Below are 18,905 nucleotides of genomic sequence, written 5' to 3' on the forward strand. Positions count from 1 at the left end.
ACAGCGGGAAATATGGCTTGATCCGACGCATCTGCTTGTTCGTCAGCCAAAACAGATCACTCATGACAGGCTCCTCCTGCCACCAGTGAATCAGATCGCCACGACCGTGTGAATCCCTTTAATGGGTCCTGAGCCTAGTGGCCCGGGCCGGACATTTGGGACGGCGCTGTGCTGTTCCTCGAAAGCTCCGAGGAAGCGCCGCAGCCGACCCAAGTAAAGCGCTGGATCCGCAACTATGGTGCGCAGGGCGTTCTGCAGAGACTCTCAGCCTTGCTGCTGGCTCGACCCGCCAGCATGGACGCCGACGGGCAGGCGGCCCAGGAGCAGGCAATACTACAGGCGCTGGACGAATACGATCTGGCGACGCTGCCGGTCATCGGCAACCTCGATTTTGGCCACACTGACCCGATCACAACCCTGCCCTATGGGGCAGAGGCCCGACTGGATTGCGCGACCGGTGAAATCGTCATCCGGCCGTGACGAGCGACATCACCCCACTTTGCGACCCGGTAACTTACGATCACCGTGTTCGCCAGCAGCGTCGCCGGGATCAGTCTGACCGCAATCCAGATGCCGAGGGGCACGATCAGCAGATCGTCCAGATAGCCGAGCACGGGAATGAAGTCCGGGATCAGGTCGATCGGCGACAGCGCATACGCCGCCACGGCCCCAGCGATGATCTTGGCCGCGAGCGGTGTCCGCGGGTCGCGGGCGGCGATCCAGAGCGCCACGACATCGCGCTTCAGCGCCCGTGCCCAGGCTTTCAGCGCGTCGACGATGCGAGCGATCAGTGCGCCGCGTCCTTTGCCGCCTGCGTGAACGCCGACGTGTCGGTCAGCCCGCCCGCAAGCGCCGCCGCGAAGATCAGGACGCAGACCACGACGAAGGCAACGACCGAGAACTGGATCAGGCGCTTCACGCCGCCTCTATGCGGTAGCTTTCGATCACGGTGTTGGCCAGCAGCCGCTCGCACATCTTCTTCGCCTCCGTGGCCGGATCGTCGGCGCCGTCCAGGTCGAACTCGATCAGCTTGCCGACCCGGGCGTTGGCCACACCAGCCCAGCCGAGGCCGTGCAGGGCGTTCTCGACGGCCTTGCCCTGAACGTCCAGCACGCCGGGCTTGAGGAAGACATGAACCTTGACCCGGGTTGGAGCCGCTGCTGCCATCAGTGCAGCCCCCCCTGAATCACGGTCGGCATGTCCTTCATGATACCGAGGCGTTTGGCCACTTCGGTATAGCTCTCGATCACATTGCCCAGATCGCGACGGAAGCGGTCCTTGTCCAGCTTCTCGCCCGTGGCGGTGTCCCACAGGCGGCAGGAATCTGGGCTGATCTCATCGGCCAGGATGACACGCGAAAAGTCGTTCTCCCAGATGCGGCCGAACTCGATCTTGAAGTCCACCAGGGTGATGCCGACCGCGCCGAACATGCCCGAAAGATAGTCGTTGACCCGCACGGTGGTTGCCAGGATGTCGTCCAGCTCCTGGGTCGAGGCCCAGTTGAAGGCGGTGATGTGCTCTTCGGTGACCATCGGGTCGTTGAGCTCGTCCTTCTTGAGGTAGAATTCGATGATCGAGCGGGGCAGGGGGGTGCCTTCCTCAATGCCAAGGCGCTGGCTCATCGAGCCGGCGACGATGTTGCGGCAGACGACCTCCAGCGGGATGATCTCGACCTCGCGGATCAGCTGCTCGCGCAGGTTCAGCCGTTTGATGAAATGGTTGGTCACGCCGATGCCGTTCAGGCGCGCCATGACGAACTCGCTGATGCGGTTGTTGATGACGCCCTTGCCTTCCAGCTGGGCCTTCTTCTCGCCGTTGAAGGCGGTGGCGTCGTCCTTGAAATACTGGATGAGCGTGCCGGGCTCAGGTCCCTCGTAAAGAATCTTGGCCTTGCCTTCGTAGATCTTCTTGCGCTTGACGTTCATCATCTGGAGTCCGGGCGGGGCCTCGCCAGAAACGAAAATCGCGCGGCCAGCGCTGAGGTCTGGGCGGCGCGATCAGGAATCGGGCGGGCGGGAGAATTTGACGCGCTGCACACTAGCGGAACCCCGCCCACGACACAAACGTCGCCTGCGGCGATGACGGATGGTGAACCATGGCGGTTTCCGTTGCGTTCCGGCAAGGGGTGGATATAGACCACCCGACGATGGCTCCGCTTTTCGGGCCGCAGGCGGAGCCTTGATTACCCCCATGACGAGCTTCAATGATCGCGAAAAAGGCTTCGAGTCCAAATACGCGCTCGATGAGGCGCAGGAATTCAAGGCGATCGCCCGGCGCAACCGACTGTTGGGGCTGTGGGCGGCGGAAAAGATGGGTCTGAACGCAGATCGCGCCGAGGAATATGGCCGCGCCATCATCAAGGCCGACTTTGAGCAGCCGGGCGAGGAAGACGTGTACCGAAAGATCGCCCAGGACCTGGAAGGCGCGGGCCTGACGGTTTCGGAAGGCGAGATCCGCCGCAAGATGGACGAACTGTCCTCCGTCGCCCGCGAACAGGTTCGCAACGGCGCATAGGCCGTCGGGGCCGCAATGCCGCGACCCCGGGGCTGACGGTCAGTGCGGCGTCAGCACGCCGTCCAGAACATGGACGATGCCGTTTGCAGCCCGGATATCGGCGGCACTGATGCCGATCCGGTTGCCGGCGGAGTCGGTCAGGGTCAATCCGCCACGACGTGACGTGACCGTTAGTTCACCGCCCTCGAAGGTCGTCAGGGTGGCCGAGCCACCGCCCACGCGGATCGCCGTCGTCAGGTCTGCTGCCGTGATCCGACCGGGCACCACATGATAGGCCAGTATCCGTGTCAGCTGGCCCCTCTGCGACGGACGCAGTAGCCGCTCGACGGCTCCAGAGGGCAGGTCGGCAAAGGCCTCATTGGTCGGCGCGAAGACCATGAACGGCCCGGTACCGTTCAACGTCTCCACCAGTCCGGCCGTCTGCACGGCGGTGACCAGGGTCGAGAAATCGGCATTGCCGGCGGCTACGCCGACAATGGTCTGGCTGGCGCGGTGATGGTCGGCCCGGCCCGGAGCGCGGTCGTGGGCTGCGGCCGGGTTGGCCAGGCCGGTGGTCAGGGCGAGAGTTGCCGCGACAGCAGAAGCCAGAAGGGTGCGGGAGATCGTCATGGGCAGGGTTCCTGAAGCTGGGCCCGCTCCCGTTGAGCGGTACTCAATCTACGACCCTGCGGCGACGCCGGATGACCGGCGTGACATTAAAATAAAGTTATAAAGCAGGACTTTAGAACAAAAAAGCCGCGGCTGTTGCCAACCGCGGCCTTCCCTTGTCGTCGAGTTTCGCGATCAGCGAATCAGGGCATGACCACCGTATCGATGGCGTGGATAATGCCGTTCGAGGCGGCGACATCGGCCTGGACGACGCGCGCGACGCCGCCCTTCTCGTCGGTCAGGGTGACCGAGCCGTCGGCATCGACCCGTGCGGTCAGGACGCCGCCCTGGACGGTGGTCAGGGCAGCGGTGCCGCCACCGGCCTGGATCTGCTGCGTCAGCGTCGCCGCGTCCACCCGACCCGCGACCACGTGATAGGTCAGGATCTTGGTGAGGTCGGCCTTGCCGGCCGGGGCCAGCAGGGTTTCCATCGTCGCGGCCGGCACCTTGGCGAAGGCAGCGTTAGTCGGGGCGAAGACGGTGAAAGGTCCCGTCCCGCCGAGGGTTTCAGCGAGGTCGGCGGCCACGACAGCGGTCACCAGGGTGCTGAAATCGGCATTGCCCTGGGCGACGGTGACGATGGTGCCGGCGTCGGCCGGGGCGGTTGTGGCGACGGCTTCCGCTGCGGGGGCGGCTTCTTCAGCGGGGCTGCAGGCGGCCAAAGCCAGCATGGCGGCGATCGATACGCCAGCGAGCGTGGCGGTTCTATTGATTTTCATGTGTTTCTCTCCTGAGCAACCGCCGTGACGGCGGTCTGTGTTGAATTACTGCCGGAGGCTGGAAAGGATGCAGGTTCGTTCCGGTTTGGGGCGCGACACGTGACCGCACCCCCCGTCAGCGCCTTCCAGTCAAAGTCCCAAGAACCGCCCGGATTGCCGCCTTCTCTGCCAGAGGCAGCGTGTTGGCGTCGACGACCGGGTCGAAGGCGCGCTTCAGTGTCGCGCCGCCCCGAACACCCGAGCGAACACCGTGTCCACGTGTTTGGTGTGGTAGCCGAGGTCGAACAGCGCCTCGAGCTGTGCGGCCGGCAGCGTTACGCGGGGGTCGGCCTTGAGGAAGTCCAGGAACCGGCCGTCACCGCGCCAGACCTTCATCGAATTCTCCTGCACTGTCGCATAGGCGTCTTCGCGCGACACGCCCGCCTGGGTCAGGGCCAGCATGACCCGCTGCGAATGCACCAGTCCGCCGAGCAGGTTCAGGTTCTTCTCCATATTGGCCGGATAGACCTGCAGTCGCTCGACCACCCCGGCCAGACGGTGCAGGGCGAAGTCCAGATGGATGGTCGCGTCCGGCCCGATGCCGCGCTCGACCGAGGAATGGCTGATGTCCCGCTCATGCCAGAGGGCGACATTCTCCATCGCCGGGACCACGGCAGAGCGCACCAGACGGGCCAGGCCGGTCAGGTTCTCGGTCAGGATCGGATTGCGCTTGTGCGGCATGGCCGATGAGCCCTTCTGGCCCGGATCGAACGGCTCCTCCGCCTCCAGCACCTCGGTGCGTTGCAGGTGGCGGATTTCGACCGCCAGCCGCTCGACCGACGAGGCGACGACGCCGAGGGTGGCGAAGAAGGCCGCGTGCCGGTCGCGCGGGATGACCTGGGTCGAGACCGGCTCGACGGCGAGGCCCATCTTCTCTGCGACATAGGCCTCGACCGCCGGATCGACATTGGCGAAGGTGCCGACCGCGCCGGAGATGGCGCAGGTGGCGATCTCTTCCCGGGCGGTCAGCAGCCGCCGCCTCGCCCGCTGGAACTCGGCGTGATAGCCGGCCAGTTTGAGGCCGAAGGTGACGGGCTCGGCGTGGATGCCGTGGCTGCGCCCGACGCAGGCGGTCAACTTATGCTCCCTGGCCCGCGTCTCCAGCGCCGCCAGCACCCGGTCGACGCCCTCGACCAGCAGGTCCGCCGACCGGGCCAGCTGGACCGAGAAACAGGTGTCCAGCACGTCCGACGACGTCATGCCCTGATGCAGGAAGCGGGCTTCCTCGCCGACCGTCTCGGAGACGTGCGTCAAGAAGGCGATGACGTAATGTTTGGTGGTGCGCTCGATCTCGTCGATGCGGTCGGCGTCCCACGTGACATCCTTGCCTTTGGCCCAGATGGCCTCGGCGGCCTCGGCCGGGATCACGCCCAGCTCCGCCATCTTGGTGGCCGCGTGCGCCTCGATCTCGAACCAGATCGAATACTTGGTCTCCTGCGACCAGATGGCGACGGCGGCGGGGCGGGAATAGCGGTTGATCATGGACGCGGGGTGTCAGACGAGGGCGGCCTTGAGTCAAGCGCCCCTTGCGGCCCGCGGCCGCGAACCCGGCCCGGCAGCCATGGCCGACGGCAGGCGCGCGTTCTATCCTGCCTTGCTTTGGCCAAATCGGAGAGACCCATGGAACTGATCATCGGACCGCGCCTGTATTCGACATGGTCGCTGCGGCCGTGGCTGGTGCTCAAACGCTGCGGGGCCGACTTCACCGTGCGCGAGATCGACATCCATGCCGATCGCGAGCAGCTGCTGCAGGTGTCGCCGTCCGGCCTTGTGCCCCTGCTCCAGGTCGACGGCGAGACCATCTGGGACTCCATGGCCATCTCGGTCTGGTGCGCCGAGCGCTGGCCCGAGGCGCGGCTGTGGCCCGCCGACGCCCACGCGCGCTGGCTGGCGCGGTCGGCAGCCTGCGAGATGCACGGCGGCTTCATGGCCCTCAGAACCGACTGCGGCATGGGGCCGGATCACACCATGGTCGGTCCGGACCGCTCGCCGCCCCCCACGGGCGAAGCGGTCGAACGCGACATCCGGCGTATCGTCGCCCTGTGGACGGACATGCGCGCGCGCTTCGGCGCGGGCGGACAGTATCTGTTCGGCGACTGGTCGATCGCCGACGCCTTCTTCACGCCCGTGGCCACGCGTTTCCGGCATTATCAGATCGATCTGGCCGCGCACGGCGACGACGGGACGGCCGCCGCCTATCGCGACGTCCTGCTCGCCCAGCCGGACTTTCTGGAGTGGTCGGCGGACGCGTTGCGTTAACCGCGCAGCCCAACATCCGTTTAATCAAACATCGGTATTCTGAAGCCTCGCCAGACGCAGAAGCGTTCGAGGTTCGTCATGCCCATGCCCGTTGAAAGCCCCGCCGCGCGCCGGCCAAGCCTGATGGTCTATGGCTTGGTGATCATCATCGCCTGCTGCATGCCGGCCCTGCTGCTGGCTGGCCTCTAGACCACTTTTGCTTCAGGTCGAATCGACCTGAATCCAAAAAATGGTCCAGAATCATGCTGGAGCGAAATCTGAGCCTTGATGGACTGCGTCCATCAAGACCGATTTCGCTCTAGCCCTCGGCGGGCAGCACCGCAGCCACCTCGACCGGCGTCGTCGGCAGAGGTGGAGGCGGAACATAGTCCAGAGCCAGCGGAATGAGCCTCGCGCCCGACGCCACCGCGTCGAGCGTGTGCAGCGGACGCCCGTTCATGCGCTGGTAGATCCAGTAGGCCGCCACGACCTTCTCCACGTATTCGCGGGCCTGGGGCACGTCGATGGTCTCGATCAGCAGCAGGGGATCAGCGTCCTGGCCCAGCTTGCGCACCGCCATGACCATCGGTCCCGGCCCGGCGTTGTAGGAGGCCGCCGCGCGCAGCAGGTCGCCGTTGATGGCCGGCAGGGCCAGCACCTTGTTGACGTAGGCCTGGCCCAGGCGGGCGTTGACGGCGGGCTGTAACAGCCGGCTTGGCTCGCTCACGAAGCCCCGGTCACCTGACAGTTCGGCCGCTGTCGTCGGCATCACCTGCATCAGGCCATAGGCACCGACGGGCGAACGGGCGTTGGCGTTGAAGTCGGTTTCCTTGCGGGCGATGGCATAGACCAGCGAGCGCTCGGTGGTGAAACCGCCCTCCGGCTCAATGACCGGTTGGGGATAGCGGTGGGCGTCGATGCGACGGACGTCGTCGCTGGAGCCCGTCACGCGAGGTCCCATGGCGCGACCCAGGGCGGCCCACATCTGGCGACCGCGCTCGGTCACGGCCGAGCGGAAACCGGTGCGCAGTTCGGCGAGGGCGTCGGATCGGCGTCCCACTTCGGAATAGGCCAGGGAGCGTCGGGCCTGCGGATTGTCGCGGATGAATTCTTCCAGTTCGGCCATCTCGACGCCGATCGGCTCGTAGGGTGTGTAGGAGACGCGCATCCCGACCGGTTGATAGGCGGTCGGACCCATGTTCTCGATGGTTGGGTCCTCGCCCAGTTGGCGCAAGGCGATCTGCCCGTAGAAGGTCGCTGGCCAGACGGCGGCGCGACGCAACAGGGGCTGCACCCGATCCTGCTGGCTGGAGCGCCCGGCCGAGCGCGCGGCCCAGAAGGCGGCACCGGAACGGACCCAGCCGTCCTCGGTCGGATCGTCCAGGACGCGCTCGAAGGCTGTGGTCGCGCGACCAAATTCGCCCAGTCGATACCGGGCCAGGCCGACCACCCACCAGTCGCCGATCTGTTCGCCCAGCGTCGCCGCGCCGGTCAGGTCGTCGGCGTTAAGCGCGATCCGCGCCGCCTTGGTGGGGTCGTTCTCGGCCGCGCCGCCGCCGGCGGAGACGACGCTGGACCAGCTGCGTCCACTGACGCTGGAAGGGCGTCTGGGTTCGGGCGCGCCGTCGGGCCGGCGGTTCAGGGCCAGATTGTAGGCGCGGGGTGCGGGAGGCAGATCGGCGTATTCCTCCAGCCAGGCCGCCAACTCTTCATAGGTGGCGGCGTGATCGGCGTGGAACAAGCGCTCGAACTCGACCTGGCCCAGCAGGACGCGGTCGCTGGCCTGACGGGCAGACTCGCGGGCGGCGTCCAGATCGCCGCGGCGAAGCGCGTCGAACGCCGTGGTATAGCTCAGACGATCGGCGGCGCTCAGGGCGCTGGGCGTCCGGCGGTCGTTCTCGTCGGCATGGGCGCCGCCCGCGAACGCGCACAGTGCGAATGCCAGCGTCGGCGCGAGAATCGCGCGGCGAATAGATACTGGCACTGAAGGCGGCCCCCATGAGAGCGGCGACAGGATCGACCCGACTCGATCTTGTTTCGCGCTGTTCGTTCGGTCGTCACGGCTCAAGAGCGCCACCGCCCCTGACCCATGTCAAGTTTTCACCCCTTTTTGGGGCAGTTTTGCGTCCCGTGTGTTAACGCCCCCTCGATCTCTTCCAGCCGGACCGACAGCGACAGCATGTCGGCCCAGGCCTCCCGCTTGGCCATGGGCTGGCGCAGCAGGAAGGCCGGGTGCAGCGTGGGCATCGCGGGAGCTGACACCGCCCCCTCGGCCAGCCGCCATTCCTTCCATTGTCCGCGCAGTCGCATGATGCCTTCGTCGGTCGACAGCACTGACTTGATCGCCGCCGCGCCGAGCAGCAGCACGACCTTCGGCCGCAGCAGGGCGAAGGCGCGTTCGATGAAGGGGGCGCAGACGGCCTGTTCCGCCGCCGTTGGCGTGCGGTTGCCCGGCGGGCGCCAGAAGACGGTGTTGGTGATGAAGACCCGGCCCTCCAGCCCCGCTTCGACCAGCATCCGGTCCAGTAACCGCCCGGCCTTGCCGACGAAGGGCTGGCCGAGCTCGTCTTCTTCCGCGCCGGGGCCCTCGCCGATGATCATCACGGGTGCCTCGGGGTTTCCGCGCGAGAAGACCGCCTGGCGAGCGCCCATGCCGATCAGGGGACAGCCCCGGAATCCGGACACGGCCGCAGCCAGAGCCTCCAGGGTGTCGGCTTCGGCGGAAACCCGTCGGGCGTCGGCCAGGGCGTCGTCTGCGTCTGGCGTGACCGCGACCGAGGCCGTGGCCCGCGCGACGGCCTTGAGCGCCGGTGGAGGCTCGACATGGGTGCGGTCGACAGGGGCGTCGCCGAAGCAGGCGTCGACCCCCGCGTCGCGCCAGAAGGCGAGCAGGCTTTCGGTCGCGGCGGTGTCGAGGGGTGGCGTCATTAGAACGCACAGGGATAGTCCTTGACCGCTCCGGCGTCACCTTCTGATAAGGCTTCACCGATGAGACCCCACAGTGCGCGAGGAAAATCCCATGGCCGAACAAGTGATCGAGGGCGGCGCCGCCAACGCCTGGCAGGAGGCGGTGATCGACAAGCTGCCCCTCGCCGAAGCCCTGACGGGCGTCGAGCGCGAGGTCATGGCGTATGATGTCGTCATCGTCGGCGGCGGCCCCGCAGGCCTTTCCGCCGCCATCCGCCTGAAACAAAGAGCCGAAAAGGACGGGAAAGAGATCACCGTCGCCGTGCTGGAGAAGTCGGCCGAGCTCGGTGGGCACATCCTGTCGGGCGCGGTGATCGACCCCAAGGCGCTGAACGAACTGTTCCCCGACTGGAAGGAACGCGGCGCGCCGCTGGAGACGCCGGTCACGAAGGACCGGTTCGTGGTTCTGGGTCCCGTGGGTAAGGTCAGCCTGCCGATGTTTGCCCTGCCGCCGATGATGCATAATCACGGCTGCTACATAGCCTCGCTCGGCAACGTAGCACGTTGGCTGGGCGAGCAGGCCGAGGCCCTCGGCGTCGAGGTCTATCCCGGCATGGCCGCCAGCCATGTGGTCTGGGATGAAACCCCGGAGTCGGGGGGCGGCAGGGTGAAGGGCGTCGTCGCCGGCGTCTTCGGCATCGATCGCGACGGCAAGCCGACCGGCGACTTCCAGCCCGGTATCGAACTGCATGGCAAATACGTCTTCATCGCCGAGGGCGTGCGGGGCTCACTGGCCAAGACCATCATGGCCCGCCACAACCTGTGTGAGGACGCCCAGCCGCAGAAGTACGGCATCGGCCTGAAAGAGCTGTGGCAGGTTCCGGCCGACAGGCACCAACCCGGTCTGGCGCAGCACACCACCGGCTGGCCGCTTGACGAGTTCACCGGCGGCGGCAGCTTCATTTACCATTTCGGCGACCGCTACGTGGCCATCGGCTATGTCGTGCACCTGAACTACAAGAACCCGTTCCTGTCGCCGTTCGACGAGTTCCAGCGCTTCAAGCACCACCCGGCGATCAGCGAGCACCTCGAGGGCGGGACCCGGATATCCTACGGCGCGCGGGCGATCACCGAGGGCGGTTTCCAGTCGGTGCCGAAGCTGTCGTTCCCCGGCGGCGTCCTCATCGGCTGTTCGGCCGGTTTCGTGAACGTGCCGCGCATCAAGGGCAGCCACAACGCCATGAAGACCGGGATGCTGGCCGCCGACGCCGCCTTTGACGCGGTCATGGCCGGGCGCTCGGGCGACGAGCTGGTCGAATACCAGACGGCCTTTGAGAAGAGTTGGGTCTACAAGGAACTGCGCGGTGTGCGGAACGCCAAGCCCTTGCTCTCGAAGTTCGGCACGACGCTGGGCGGCGCCCTGGGCCTGTTTGATATGTGGTTCGGGACCCTGTTCGGCGGCTTCTCCCTGTTCGGCACCATGAAGCACGGCAAGACCGACGCGGCCTCGACCGAGACTGCCGACAAGCACAAGCCGATCGCCTATCCCAAGCCGGACGGAAAGTTGTCGTTCGACAAACTTTCCAGCGTCTTCGTCTCCAACACCAATCACGCCGAAGAGCAGCCCGGGCATCTGAAGCTGCTGGATCCGTCGATCCCGATCCTCGTGAACCTGCCCAAATATGGCGAACCCGCGCGGCTCTATTGCCCGGCGAACGTGTATGAGGTGCTGTATGACGAGTCGGGGGCCAATCCGCGCTTCCAGATCAACGCCCAGAACTGCGTCCACTGCAAAACCTGCGACATCAAGGACCCCTCGCAGAACATCGTCTGGACCACGCCCGAGGGCGGCGGCGGACCCAACTATCCGAATATGTGACGAGCGACGGGCGAGTGGCCTTGTCGTGGCCGCATAAACGGGGAAGGGTCGTGCCATGCGCCTGATCCCTCTCCGCCTGATCCTGATCGCCGGCGTCGCCGCGTTCGCCCTTCCCGGGGCCGCGCAGGAGTTGACGCTGCCCGCCGTACCCGTGCCGCCTGTCGAGGTGATCCCGCCGATCGAAGTCCTGTCCCCGCTGATTGTGCCCACCGACGAGGGCCGTGAGCCGGCGTTCGCCGGCGACGCAGAAGCGACCGCTCCCCCAATTCCCGAGGTCTGGTCGCCGGTGCCGTTCGACGCCAGCGGCCAGTCCGCCTATGGCCTGTATCTGTCCGGAAGGCTCGCGGCGATGCGCGGCGAACGGGCGCTCGCTGCGGACCTGTTGACCCGGACCCACGCCCTGACGCCTGAACAGCCGGTCGTCGCCGACGAGACCTTCCGCGCCGCCCTGTTCTCGGGCGACGTCGACGCGGTGGTCCGGCTGGCCCCCATGGCGCAGGACACGCCGCTGTTGGCGGACATCGCGCGCTTTTTCCGCATCGTCCAGTCGCTGAAGCTGAACGACGCAAAGCGGGCTTTGGCCGATTTGCGGGGCCAGCCCTTTTCTGACCCGTACGGGGCGATCGGGCGCTATCTGCTCCCCGCCACCGCCTCGGCGGCGGGCGACTGGGACGCGGCGCTGGCACCGGTACAGGCTGTGGCGGGCGATCCCGCCGGGCTGGTGTTGCGCCATCAGCGCGCGCAACTCCTTGAAGCGCGTCGCCGTCATGATGAGGCCGAGGTTGAGTACAAGGCGCTTATGGCCATACCCGACGGCGCGCGCCTGTTCCGGGTAGACTACGGTGCCTTCCTGGAGCGGCGTGGTCGTCGCGATGCCGCTGCACAAGCCTATCGCGCCGCGCTTGATGGGCCCGGGGCCGATGCGAGCGCTGTCGTCGCGCTTGAGCGTTTGATCAGGGGCGAGCGTGCGCCTCTTCTTCCGACCCTCCAGCAGATTGTCGCCGATGCTCTGGATTTCGCGGCGCTGGAAGCGTCGGACGCCGCCATTCAGTTTGAGCGTTCAAGCGAGGATGGAGCATCTCGATTCTACAGCGAACTGTCGATCATGATGCTTCATCTGGCCAGCGCGCTTGACAATGATGACGCTCGCGACTTGCGATTGGGGCAAAGCCTGGCGCGGGTGGCGCAGTCGGAGGCGGCCTTGGCGGCTTTTCAAGAGGTCGGCGTCGACAACCCGATCCACTATGCCTCGGCCCAAATGGGCCTTGCGAGTTTGCTCGCCGATACGGACCGCCCCGACCAGGCGCTGGAGGCGCTTCGCCGGGCTGACGTCGCCTTCCCGGATCAACCGGCTGTTTCTCTACGCCTGGCCGGACAGCTGCTGGCGCTGAAGCGGTATGACGAGGGCTTGAACGTGCTGAACCGCCCGTCGCTGAACGCGTATCAGTCCATTGAAGTCCGATTCCTGAAGGGCGCGGCCCTGGAAGCGCTGGGACGCCTCGACGAAGCGGAGGCCGAACTTTGGACCGCCTTGCAGGCAGCGCCCGGCAATCCCGTCCTGCTGAACCACTTGGGCTATCTGTGGGTCGACAGTGGTCGGCGTGTGGAACAGGGGGCCGAGATGATCGCCCGGGCCTTCGCCGCCGATCCGCGCAACGGCAACATCCAGGACTCGCTGGGCTGGTCGCAGTATCGCCGCGGGCTCTACACCGAAGCCGTCGAGACCCTTGAGCAGGCCGTGGCCAAGGAGCCGGCCAACGCCGAGATCAATGATCATCTGGGCGACGCCTACTGGCAGGTCGGCCGTCGGCGGGAGGCGGGGTGGCAGTGGAGCCGGGTCCTGACGCTTGACCCCGATCCCGAACGGCGTACCGAGGCGGAGCTGAAGCTGATGCGCGGTCTGACGGATGTCGCCTTCGTCGCCGGCAGCCAGCCCTGAGGCATGGCCCCGCGCACGGCCCTCGCGCCCGCCAAGGTCAATCTGTTCCTGCACGTGGGACCGGTCGACGACGGCGGCTTTCACCCGCTGGCCAGTCTGGCCGCCTTCGCCGACGTTGGCGACAGCGTCCGCGTTGAACGCTCCGATCGTCTGTCACTGACCGTCGAAGGTCCGTTTGCGGCCGCGCTCGAAGACGGCGCCGACAATCTGATCCTGCGCGCCTTGCGGGCGCTGGGCGAGGTCGCGGGGGTGGGCGATCCGCCCGTATCCGTCCATCTGGACAAGCGGCTGCCCATAGCCGCCGGCCTGGGGGGCGGATCGTCAGACGCTGGCGCCGCGTTGAAATTGGTCCGCGATCTGCTGGGGCTCGATCTGGACGACGCCGCCCTGGCCGCGATGGCCGGACGGCTGGGATCCGACGGGCCCTTGTGTCTGTTCGCCCGCGCCGCCTGGGCCGAGGGGCGCGGGGACGTGCTGACGCCCGAGCCGCGCCTGCCGCCGCTGCCCGCCCTGCTGGTCAATCCCCGGGTGCCGTCCCTGACCGGCGACGTCTATCGCGCCTATGACGCCGGGCCTGCCGCCACGGCGGATCGGCCGGCGGAGCCGCGCGACTGGAGCCCCTCAACCGTGATCGACTGGCTGACGGCCCAACGTAACGACCTCGAGTTGCCCGCCGTGGCGCGCGCGCCCGCCGTCGGCGAGGTGCTCGCCATGCTGAGCGGCCTGCCGGGCGCCCGGTTGACGCGCATGTCGGGATCGGGCGCGACCGTCTTCGCCCTGTTCGACACCGCCGACGACACCAACCGCGCGGCCCGTCTGGTCCAGGGTGCGCGGCCGGAATGGTGGGTGCGCTCGACGACGTTGAGCTGAGCGGCAAAGCTTCAGCAATGTGGCCGCATATCGTCACTATTGTGCCAAATACAGTCGAATGGTCACGAGATCACCTTGAGTTAAGCCCTGTAATATCGTGCTGAGTTGCCAATATGGGACTCGGAAGACGGCAACCACTTTATTGTTGCGACTTCCTCCAGTTCTCCGGCCGCGGGTTAAAGATACTGTGGCCGCTCATTGCAGAAAAAGGGATACGCTCATGTTTCGCATTCGACTGATGACCGCCGCCGCCGCGACCGCCCTGTTGGCCGCCGCGCCCGCTGCCTTCGCCCAGGACACCCGGACGGCTCCGGTCGACGAGGCCCCGATGACCTCACCGGTGCAGACGCCGCCCATGGCACCCGTCCAGACCCCCACCCCGCCCGTCACCGCTCAGGCCGAGGCTGCCGCCGACGCCGCTGTCGCCACACCGGCCGTAGCCAACTCCGTAATCGACGTGCTCAAGGAACGCGGTGAGTTCACCACCCTGCTGGCCGCGCTCGACCAGGCGCAGCTGACTGAAACGCTGGCCTCGCGCCCGGCCATCACCGTGTTCGCCCCGACCGACGCGGCCTTCGCCGCCGTACCGGAAGCCGAGCGCATGCGTCTGATGGACCCCGCCAATGCCCAGGAGCTGCGTAACCTGCTGCTTTATCATGTGATCGTCTCCGACGTGACGACCGCCCAGATCACCGGCGCGGCTGGTGCCGTAGAGACCGCCGGTGGCGTCAAGGTCCAGATCGACGGTTCCGGCGAGGGCATCAAGGTCGATGAGGCCATGGCTTCGGCCGAGATCGACGCCGGCAACGGCGCCGTCTTCCCGATCGACAAGATCCTGAACCCGGCCCAGTCCGGTGCCTCAATGGGGGATGAGGAAGGCGTGACGCCTCCGGCCGCCGCCACCACCACGGCCCCCTCGGGCGAGCAGGCCGTCACCACGACGACCACGGCCGCGCCGCCGGTCCCGAATCCGACCGACGGTCAGGTCGACGTCAAGCCGGGCGAGGCCGAAGAGCCGAAGAGCGAACCCCAAGCCTGAACGCAGGCTGAGGTTTCGATCACGAAAGGCGGCGGACCTTGCGGTTCGCCGCCTTTTCCATGCGACGGGCCTTAGCTGTCGGCCAACGGGTGTGTCCGGTAAACGCTCACGCCCCACCAGATCGTCGCGTTCGAAGCCGTCCTGGCCAAGGTCCCGCAAGCGGACCGCGCCCGGCCCCACGCCCTGTCCGCTCCCACCGCCGAGGCGGCTGAGCCCTCAGCCCCGCTGCATCGCCCAAAGACCTGGGTCCCCGCTTTCGCGGGGATGAGCGGAGGCATAGGGCCTCTTCCGCGAGAGCGGTCCGGTCTAGAGCGAAATCTGAGCCTTGATGGACATAGTCCATCAAGGCTCAGATTTCGCTCCGGCATGATTCTGGACCATTTTTTGGATTCAGGTCGATTCGACCTGAAGCAAAAGTGGTCTAGGGTCCGCGCTTCTCATTTTTGCGACTGCGAACAGCCGACTGCGACCACCCAAATGACCGAACCGCTCGCCTTCCAGGACCTCATCCTGACGCTCCATAAATACTGGGGCGATCAGGGCTGCGCGATCCTGCAGCCCTATGACATCGAGGTCGGCGCGGGCACCCTGCATCCGGCCACCGTTCTGCGCGCGCTGGGTCCTCGCCCGTGGAAGGCCGCCTATGTCCAGCCCTCGCGCCGCCCCGGCGATGGCCGGTACGGCGAAAATCCCAATAGATTACAGCACTATTACCAGTATCAAGTGATCCTGAAACCGAACCCGGACGACCTTCAGGCGCTGTATCTGGGCTCGCTGGCGGCGATCGGGATCGATCCCAAACTGCACGACATCCGCTTCGTCGAGGACGACTGGGAAAACCCCACCGTCGGGGCCTGGGGTCTTGGCTGGGAGGTCTGGTGCGACGGCATGGAGGTGACCCAGTTCACCTATTTCCAGGGCGTCGGCGGCATCGAGGTCGACGTTGTCTCGGGCGAGTTGACCTACGGGCTGGAGCGGCTGGCCATGTACGTCCAGGGTGTCGACAACGTCTATGATCTGAAGTTCACGAAAGAGGGCCTGACCTATGGCGAGGTCTTCCTCGAAAACGAGCGCCAGCAGTCCGAGGCCAATTTTCACGGCTATGACGTCGACGGGCTGAAGCGCCGGTTCGAGGACATGGTGGCCGAGGTGACGCGCTTCCTCGCCATGAAGGGGCCGCAGGGTCGGGCGCTGGTCCTGCCGGCCTATGACCAGGTGCTGAAGGCGTCGCACCTGTTCAACCTGATGGACGCCCGGGGGGCGATCGCGGTGGCCGAACGCCAGAGCTACATCGGCCGCATCCGCGACCTCTGCAAGGCCTGCGCGACGGAGTGGGTCGAGCAGGAAAGGGGACGCGCCTGATGCCCCAACTTCTCCTCGAACTCTTCTCCGAAGAAATCCCCGCCCGCATGCAGCAGGGGGCCGCGCGCGACCTCGAGCGCATGGCGGCCGAGCAGCTCAAGGCGGCCGGGCTGACGTATGAGGCGCTGACGACCTTCGCCGGGCCGCGGCGGCTGACGCTCGTGGTCGAGGGCCTGCCGACGGCCACGCCGAACCGCGAGGAAGATGTCCGCGGACCCCGCGCCACCGCGCCCGAACAGGCGCTGGAAGGCTTCCTGCGCAAGACCGGCCTCGCCCGCGCCGACCTGACCGAGCGCGACGGCTTCTTCCACGCCGTCATCCACGAGCCGGGCCAGCCGACGCCCGAACTGATCGCCGACATGGTCGAACAGATCGTCCGCGGCTTCCCGTGGCCCAAGTCGATGCGCTGGGGTGCCAATTCGCAAGATTCAGGCAGCCTGCGCTGGGTGCGGCCGCTGAAGCGGATTCTCGCCCTGTTCGACGGCAAGGTGGTCCGGTTCGAGATCGACGACATCCCGGCGGAAGCGATCACCGAGGGGCACCGTTTCCTCGGCTCTGGCCGACCGTTCGCGGTCAGGGATTTCGACGACTACCGACGCAGGCTGGAGAGCGAATTCGTCCTGCTGGACGTCGCCGACCGCAAGCTGAGGATACTGGAGGCGGCCAACGCCGTCTGCGCCGCCAAAGGCCTCGCGCTGGTCGATGATGACGGCCTGCTGGACGAGGTGGCGGGGCTGGCCGAATGGCCGACGCCGATCCTGGGCGATATGGACCCGCGGTTCCTGACCCTGCCGCCGGAGGTCATCCGGCTGTCGATGAAGGTGCACCAGAAATATTTCGCCGTGCGCCAGTCTCCCCCCTCCGGGGGGAGTACCCGCGAAGCGGGGGAGGGGGGCAGGGCCGCACCCCACACCCTCGCACCCCATTTCGTCGTGGTCGCCAATATCGAGGCGACCGACGGCGGCAAGGCGCTGTCGGCCGGCAACAGCCGCGTCCTGTCCGCCCGTCTGGATGACGCCCGCTTCTTCTGGGACGAGGACCTGAAGACCGGCTTCGACGTCTGGTCGAAAAAGCTGGAAGGCGTGACCTTCCACGCCAAACTGGGGACGCTGGCCGACCGGGTCGACCGCATCGCCGCCCTGGCCCGCGAGATCGCCCCCTTGGTCGGGGCCGACCCGGATCAGGCCGAAACCGCCGCGCGTCTGGCCAAGGCCGATCTGGCCTCGGCCATGGTCGGGGAGTTCCCGGAACTTCAGGGGGTGATGGGCGGCTACTATGTGCGCGCCATGCCCCCCTCGAACCCGGCTGCGCCGGCTTCGGTCCCCCCGGTGGGGGGACATTCCCGCACCCAGTCTCCCCCCGCCGGGGGGAGTACCCGCGAAGCGGGGGAGGGGGGCTATCGGGACGCCATCGCCGACGCCGTCCGTGACCACTACAAGCCGCAGGGCCCCGCCGACACCGTCCCGACCGCCCCGCTGACGGTGGCCGTCGCCCTGGCCGACAAGCTCGACACCCTGGTCGGCTTCTTCGCCATCGACGAAAAGCCGACCGGCTCGAAGGACCCGTTCGCGCTGAGGCGGGCGGCGTTGGGCATCATACGTTTGATCCTCGAGAACGAGATTCGGTTTGGCGATTTCCAAGCCCAGATTCAGGACTGGTTGGCCGAATTCTATGCGGAAGATAGAGTCCTTCACGGGTACGCTGTCAAAGACGCCTCTGACTGGGTGAAGCTCAACGCGCGTCCCGAAGTTTCGGGGATGCCGTGGGTTAGCGCCATGTATGGCAGCGACGGCGTGGTGTATGCTGTGACCGCGCATACGTCTCCCGAACAGATCCTCGCCTTCTTCGCCGACCGCCTGAAGGTCCTCCTCCGGGATCAAGGCAAGCGCCACGATCTCGTCGACGCCGTCTTCGCTCTCGGTGACGACGACCTCGTCCGCATCGTCCGTCGGGTCGAGGCGCTCGGCACCTTCCTCGCCACCGACGACGGGGCCAATCTGCTGGCAGGGTACAAGCGGGCGTCCAACATCCTCAAGGCCGAGGAGAAGAAGGGGCCGCTGCCGCAGGGCATGGTCCGCACCGGTCTGCCGGGCCAACCCAAAGAGGAAACCACCCTGGCCTTCGCCGCCGCCGCCGCCGCAACCGCGGTGGACGTTGCGCTGGACACCGAGGACTTCGCCGCCGCCATGCGCGCGCTGGCGGCGCTGCGCGCGCCGGTGGACGCCTTTTTCACCGGGGTGATGGTCAATTCCGACGTGGAAAAGGAACGCGACAACCGCCTGAAACTGCTGGGCCAGGTCCGCGCCGTCATGGGCCGGGTCGCGGACTTCGGCATGATCGCGGGGTAGGCGCAGCCGCTTCCATCGTGAATGGAAATTCGCGCAGATAGCCCAACCCGCTTTCGTCATTTCGGGCGGAACAGGTTCGCCGCCTCACGTCTCCTCCCCGTTCGCGGAGCGAACAGGGCAGAGACCGGAAACCCGCGTCGCTCTGCTGACAATCCGCCGATCATCATCACATTCCGCGCAGCCAACTCCCTGATTTTCCTAGCCCTTCAAAAACCTCAGCGTCACCAGCCCGCCTTGGCGGAGACCCGTGCCAGACTCTCCGTCATCCCGTCGGTGGGGAGGGCGTCGGATCCAACGCCTCGATGTCGGCGGGCTGTGGTCGAGCGAAGAAGCCCGGGGGATGGAGACTCCGGGGGTCCTTGTGGTCGGTGATGGATGCCGACCGCCTGCTCGCCGCGCGCTG

Annotated in this window: 18 protein-coding genes; 9 read left to right on the forward strand and 9 right to left on the reverse strand. The window is 66.7% G+C overall.

Going from position 1 to position 18,905, the window contains the following annotated elements; genetic code table 11:
• The first annotated feature begins 168 nt into the window (after window positions 1-168).
• Window positions 169-480 carry a hypothetical protein gene (locus tag ACESMO_RS02290; RefSeq protein WP_372706566.1) on the forward strand — a complete coding sequence of 104 codons (312 nt, stop codon included), beginning with the start codon at window positions 169-171 and terminating at the stop codon, window positions 478-480.
• Here the strand turns inward: ACESMO_RS02290 and ACESMO_RS02295 are convergent.
• The 4 genes from ACESMO_RS02295 to purC are packed head-to-tail and all read right to left on the reverse strand — an operon-like array spanning window position 423 to window position 1,925.
• On the reverse strand, window positions 423-731 hold the full coding sequence (locus tag ACESMO_RS02295; RefSeq protein ID WP_372706567.1) for a YkvA family protein: 309 nt from the start codon (window positions 729-731) through the stop codon (window positions 423-425). The genes ACESMO_RS02290 and ACESMO_RS02295 overlap by 58 nt on opposite strands.
• 56 nt (window positions 732-787) lie before the next feature.
• Window positions 788-919: a hypothetical protein gene (locus tag ACESMO_RS02300; protein WP_372706568.1), complete on the reverse strand. Its 132-nt coding sequence runs from the start codon at window positions 917-919 to the stop codon at window positions 788-790.
• Complete coding sequence (gene purS / locus ACESMO_RS02305; protein WP_372706569.1) at window positions 916-1,167, reverse strand: phosphoribosylformylglycinamidine synthase subunit PurS; 252 nt, start codon at window positions 1,165-1,167, stop codon at window positions 916-918. The genes ACESMO_RS02300 and purS overlap by 4 nt, the downstream gene beginning before the upstream one ends.
• Window positions 1,167-1,925, reverse strand: a complete 759-nt coding sequence (gene purC / locus ACESMO_RS02310) for a phosphoribosylaminoimidazolesuccinocarboxamide synthase (protein WP_372706582.1) — start codon at window positions 1,923-1,925, stop codon at window positions 1,167-1,169. The genes purS and purC overlap by 1 nt, the downstream gene beginning before the upstream one ends.
• A 265-nt stretch (window positions 1,926-2,190) precedes the next feature.
• Between purC and ACESMO_RS02315 the strand changes: the two genes are divergently transcribed.
• Window positions 2,191-2,514: a DUF1476 domain-containing protein gene (locus ACESMO_RS02315; protein WP_372706570.1), complete on the forward strand. Its 324-nt coding sequence runs from the start codon at window positions 2,191-2,193 to the stop codon at window positions 2,512-2,514.
• Between the two features lie 39 nt (window positions 2,515-2,553).
• Here the strand turns inward: ACESMO_RS02315 and ACESMO_RS02320 are convergent, their stop codons facing one another.
• The 3 genes from ACESMO_RS02320 to purB all read right to left on the reverse strand — a co-directional run bounded on the left by ACESMO_RS02320 (window position 2,554) and on the right by purB (window position 5,402).
• Window positions 2,554-3,123, reverse strand: a complete 570-nt coding sequence (locus ACESMO_RS02320; RefSeq protein WP_372706571.1) for a fasciclin domain-containing protein — start codon at window positions 3,121-3,123, stop codon at window positions 2,554-2,556.
• Between the two features lie 182 nt (window positions 3,124-3,305).
• Window positions 3,306-3,881 carry a fasciclin domain-containing protein gene (locus tag ACESMO_RS02325; RefSeq protein ID WP_372706572.1) on the reverse strand — a complete coding sequence of 192 codons (576 nt, stop codon included), beginning with the start codon at window positions 3,879-3,881 and terminating at the stop codon, window positions 3,306-3,308.
• A gap of 213 nt (window positions 3,882-4,094) precedes the next feature.
• A complete protein-coding gene (gene purB / locus ACESMO_RS02330) occupies window positions 4,095-5,402 on the reverse strand; it encodes an adenylosuccinate lyase (protein WP_372706573.1) in 1,308 nt (435 codons plus the stop codon).
• A gap of 138 nt (window positions 5,403-5,540) precedes the next feature.
• Between purB and ACESMO_RS02335 the strand changes: the two genes are divergently transcribed.
• Complete coding sequence (locus tag ACESMO_RS02335; protein WP_372706574.1) at window positions 5,541-6,179, forward strand: glutathione S-transferase; 639 nt, start codon at window positions 5,541-5,543, stop codon at window positions 6,177-6,179.
• A 298-nt stretch (window positions 6,180-6,477) separates the two neighbouring features.
• Here the strand turns inward: ACESMO_RS02335 and ACESMO_RS02340 are convergent, their stop codons facing one another.
• On the reverse strand, window positions 6,478-8,142 hold the full coding sequence (locus ACESMO_RS02340) for a transglycosylase SLT domain-containing protein (protein WP_372706575.1): 1,665 nt from the start codon (window positions 8,140-8,142) through the stop codon (window positions 6,478-6,480).
• 116 nt (window positions 8,143-8,258) lie between these two features.
• Window positions 8,259-9,086, reverse strand: coding sequence for a uracil-DNA glycosylase family protein (locus ACESMO_RS02345; protein WP_372706576.1), 828 nt, complete (start codon window positions 9,084-9,086; stop codon window positions 8,259-8,261).
• A 196-nt stretch (window positions 9,087-9,282) separates the two neighbouring features.
• Between ACESMO_RS02345 and ACESMO_RS02350 the strand changes: the two genes are divergently transcribed.
• The 6 genes from ACESMO_RS02350 (at window position 9,283) to glyS (ending at window position 18,502) form a co-directional block, all read left to right on the forward strand.
• Window positions 9,283-10,944, forward strand: coding sequence for an electron transfer flavoprotein-ubiquinone oxidoreductase (locus ACESMO_RS02350; RefSeq protein ID WP_372706583.1), 1,662 nt, complete (start codon window positions 9,283-9,285; stop codon window positions 10,942-10,944).
• A 55-nt stretch (window positions 10,945-10,999) separates the two neighbouring features.
• Window positions 11,000-12,883, forward strand: a complete 1,884-nt coding sequence (locus ACESMO_RS02355) for a tetratricopeptide repeat protein (protein ID WP_372706577.1) — start codon at window positions 11,000-11,002, stop codon at window positions 12,881-12,883.
• Between the two features lie 3 nt (window positions 12,884-12,886).
• The gene (locus ACESMO_RS02360; RefSeq protein WP_372706578.1) at window positions 12,887-13,753 is read left to right on the forward strand and encodes a 4-(cytidine 5'-diphospho)-2-C-methyl-D-erythritol kinase; all 867 of its coding nucleotides are present in this window, start codon (window positions 12,887-12,889) and stop codon (window positions 13,751-13,753) included.
• Between the two features lie 220 nt (window positions 13,754-13,973).
• Complete coding sequence (locus ACESMO_RS02365; protein ID WP_372706579.1) at window positions 13,974-14,792, forward strand: fasciclin domain-containing protein; 819 nt, start codon at window positions 13,974-13,976, stop codon at window positions 14,790-14,792.
• 477 nt (window positions 14,793-15,269) lie between these two features.
• Window positions 15,270-16,154, forward strand: a complete 885-nt coding sequence (locus ACESMO_RS02370) for a glycine--tRNA ligase subunit alpha (RefSeq protein WP_372706580.1) — start codon at window positions 15,270-15,272, stop codon at window positions 16,152-16,154.
• On the forward strand, window positions 16,154-18,502 hold the full coding sequence (gene glyS, locus ACESMO_RS02375; RefSeq protein WP_372706581.1) for a glycine--tRNA ligase subunit beta: 2,349 nt from the start codon (window positions 16,154-16,156) through the stop codon (window positions 18,500-18,502). Before ACESMO_RS02370 ends, glyS begins: the two co-directional genes overlap by 1 nt.
• The last annotated feature ends 403 nt before the right edge of the window (window positions 18,503-18,905 follow it).

The sequence above is a fragment of the Brevundimonas sp. genome (assembly GCF_041688735.1).
Taxonomy (GTDB): Bacteria; Pseudomonadota; Alphaproteobacteria; order Caulobacterales; family Caulobacteraceae; genus Brevundimonas.

What these genes read in the sequence shown, in the direction of transcription:
- ACESMO_RS02350 (WP_372706583.1), top strand. Translation starts at nt 9,283, where the DNA reads ATGGCGTATGATGTCGTCATCGTCGGCGGCGGCCCCGCAGGCCTTTCC.
- ACESMO_RS02320 (WP_372706571.1), bottom strand. Translation starts at nt 3,123, where the DNA reads ATGACGATCTCCCGCACCCTTCTGGCTTCTGCTGTCGCGGCAACTCTC.
- purS (WP_372706569.1), bottom strand. Translation starts at nt 1,167, where the DNA reads ATGGCAGCAGCGGCTCCAACCCGGGTCAAGGTTCATGTCTTCCTCAAG.
- ACESMO_RS02325 (WP_372706572.1), bottom strand. Translation starts at nt 3,881, where the DNA reads ATGAAAATCAATAGAACCGCCACGCTCGCTGGCGTATCGATCGCCGCC.
- glyS (WP_372706581.1), top strand. Translation starts at nt 16,154, where the DNA reads ATGCCCCAACTTCTCCTCGAACTCTTCTCCGAAGAAATCCCCGCCCGC.
- ACESMO_RS02345 (WP_372706576.1), bottom strand. Translation starts at nt 9,086, where the DNA reads ATGACGCCACCCCTCGACACCGCCGCGACCGAAAGCCTGCTCGCCTTC.
- ACESMO_RS02370 (WP_372706580.1), top strand. Translation starts at nt 15,270, where the DNA reads ATGACCGAACCGCTCGCCTTCCAGGACCTCATCCTGACGCTCCATAAA.
- ACESMO_RS02355 (WP_372706577.1), top strand. Translation starts at nt 11,000, where the DNA reads ATGCGCCTGATCCCTCTCCGCCTGATCCTGATCGCCGGCGTCGCCGCG.
- ACESMO_RS02365 (WP_372706579.1), top strand. Translation starts at nt 13,974, where the DNA reads ATGTTTCGCATTCGACTGATGACCGCCGCCGCCGCGACCGCCCTGTTG.
- ACESMO_RS02360 (WP_372706578.1), top strand. Translation starts at nt 12,887, where the DNA reads ATGGCCCCGCGCACGGCCCTCGCGCCCGCCAAGGTCAATCTGTTCCTG.
- ACESMO_RS02315 (WP_372706570.1), top strand. Translation starts at nt 2,191, where the DNA reads ATGACGAGCTTCAATGATCGCGAAAAAGGCTTCGAGTCCAAATACGCG.
- purC (WP_372706582.1), bottom strand. Translation starts at nt 1,925, where the DNA reads ATGAACGTCAAGCGCAAGAAGATCTACGAAGGCAAGGCCAAGATTCTT.
- purB (WP_372706573.1), bottom strand. Translation starts at nt 5,402, where the DNA reads ATGATCAACCGCTATTCCCGCCCCGCCGCCGTCGCCATCTGGTCGCAG.
- ACESMO_RS02335 (WP_372706574.1), top strand. Translation starts at nt 5,541, where the DNA reads ATGGAACTGATCATCGGACCGCGCCTGTATTCGACATGGTCGCTGCGG.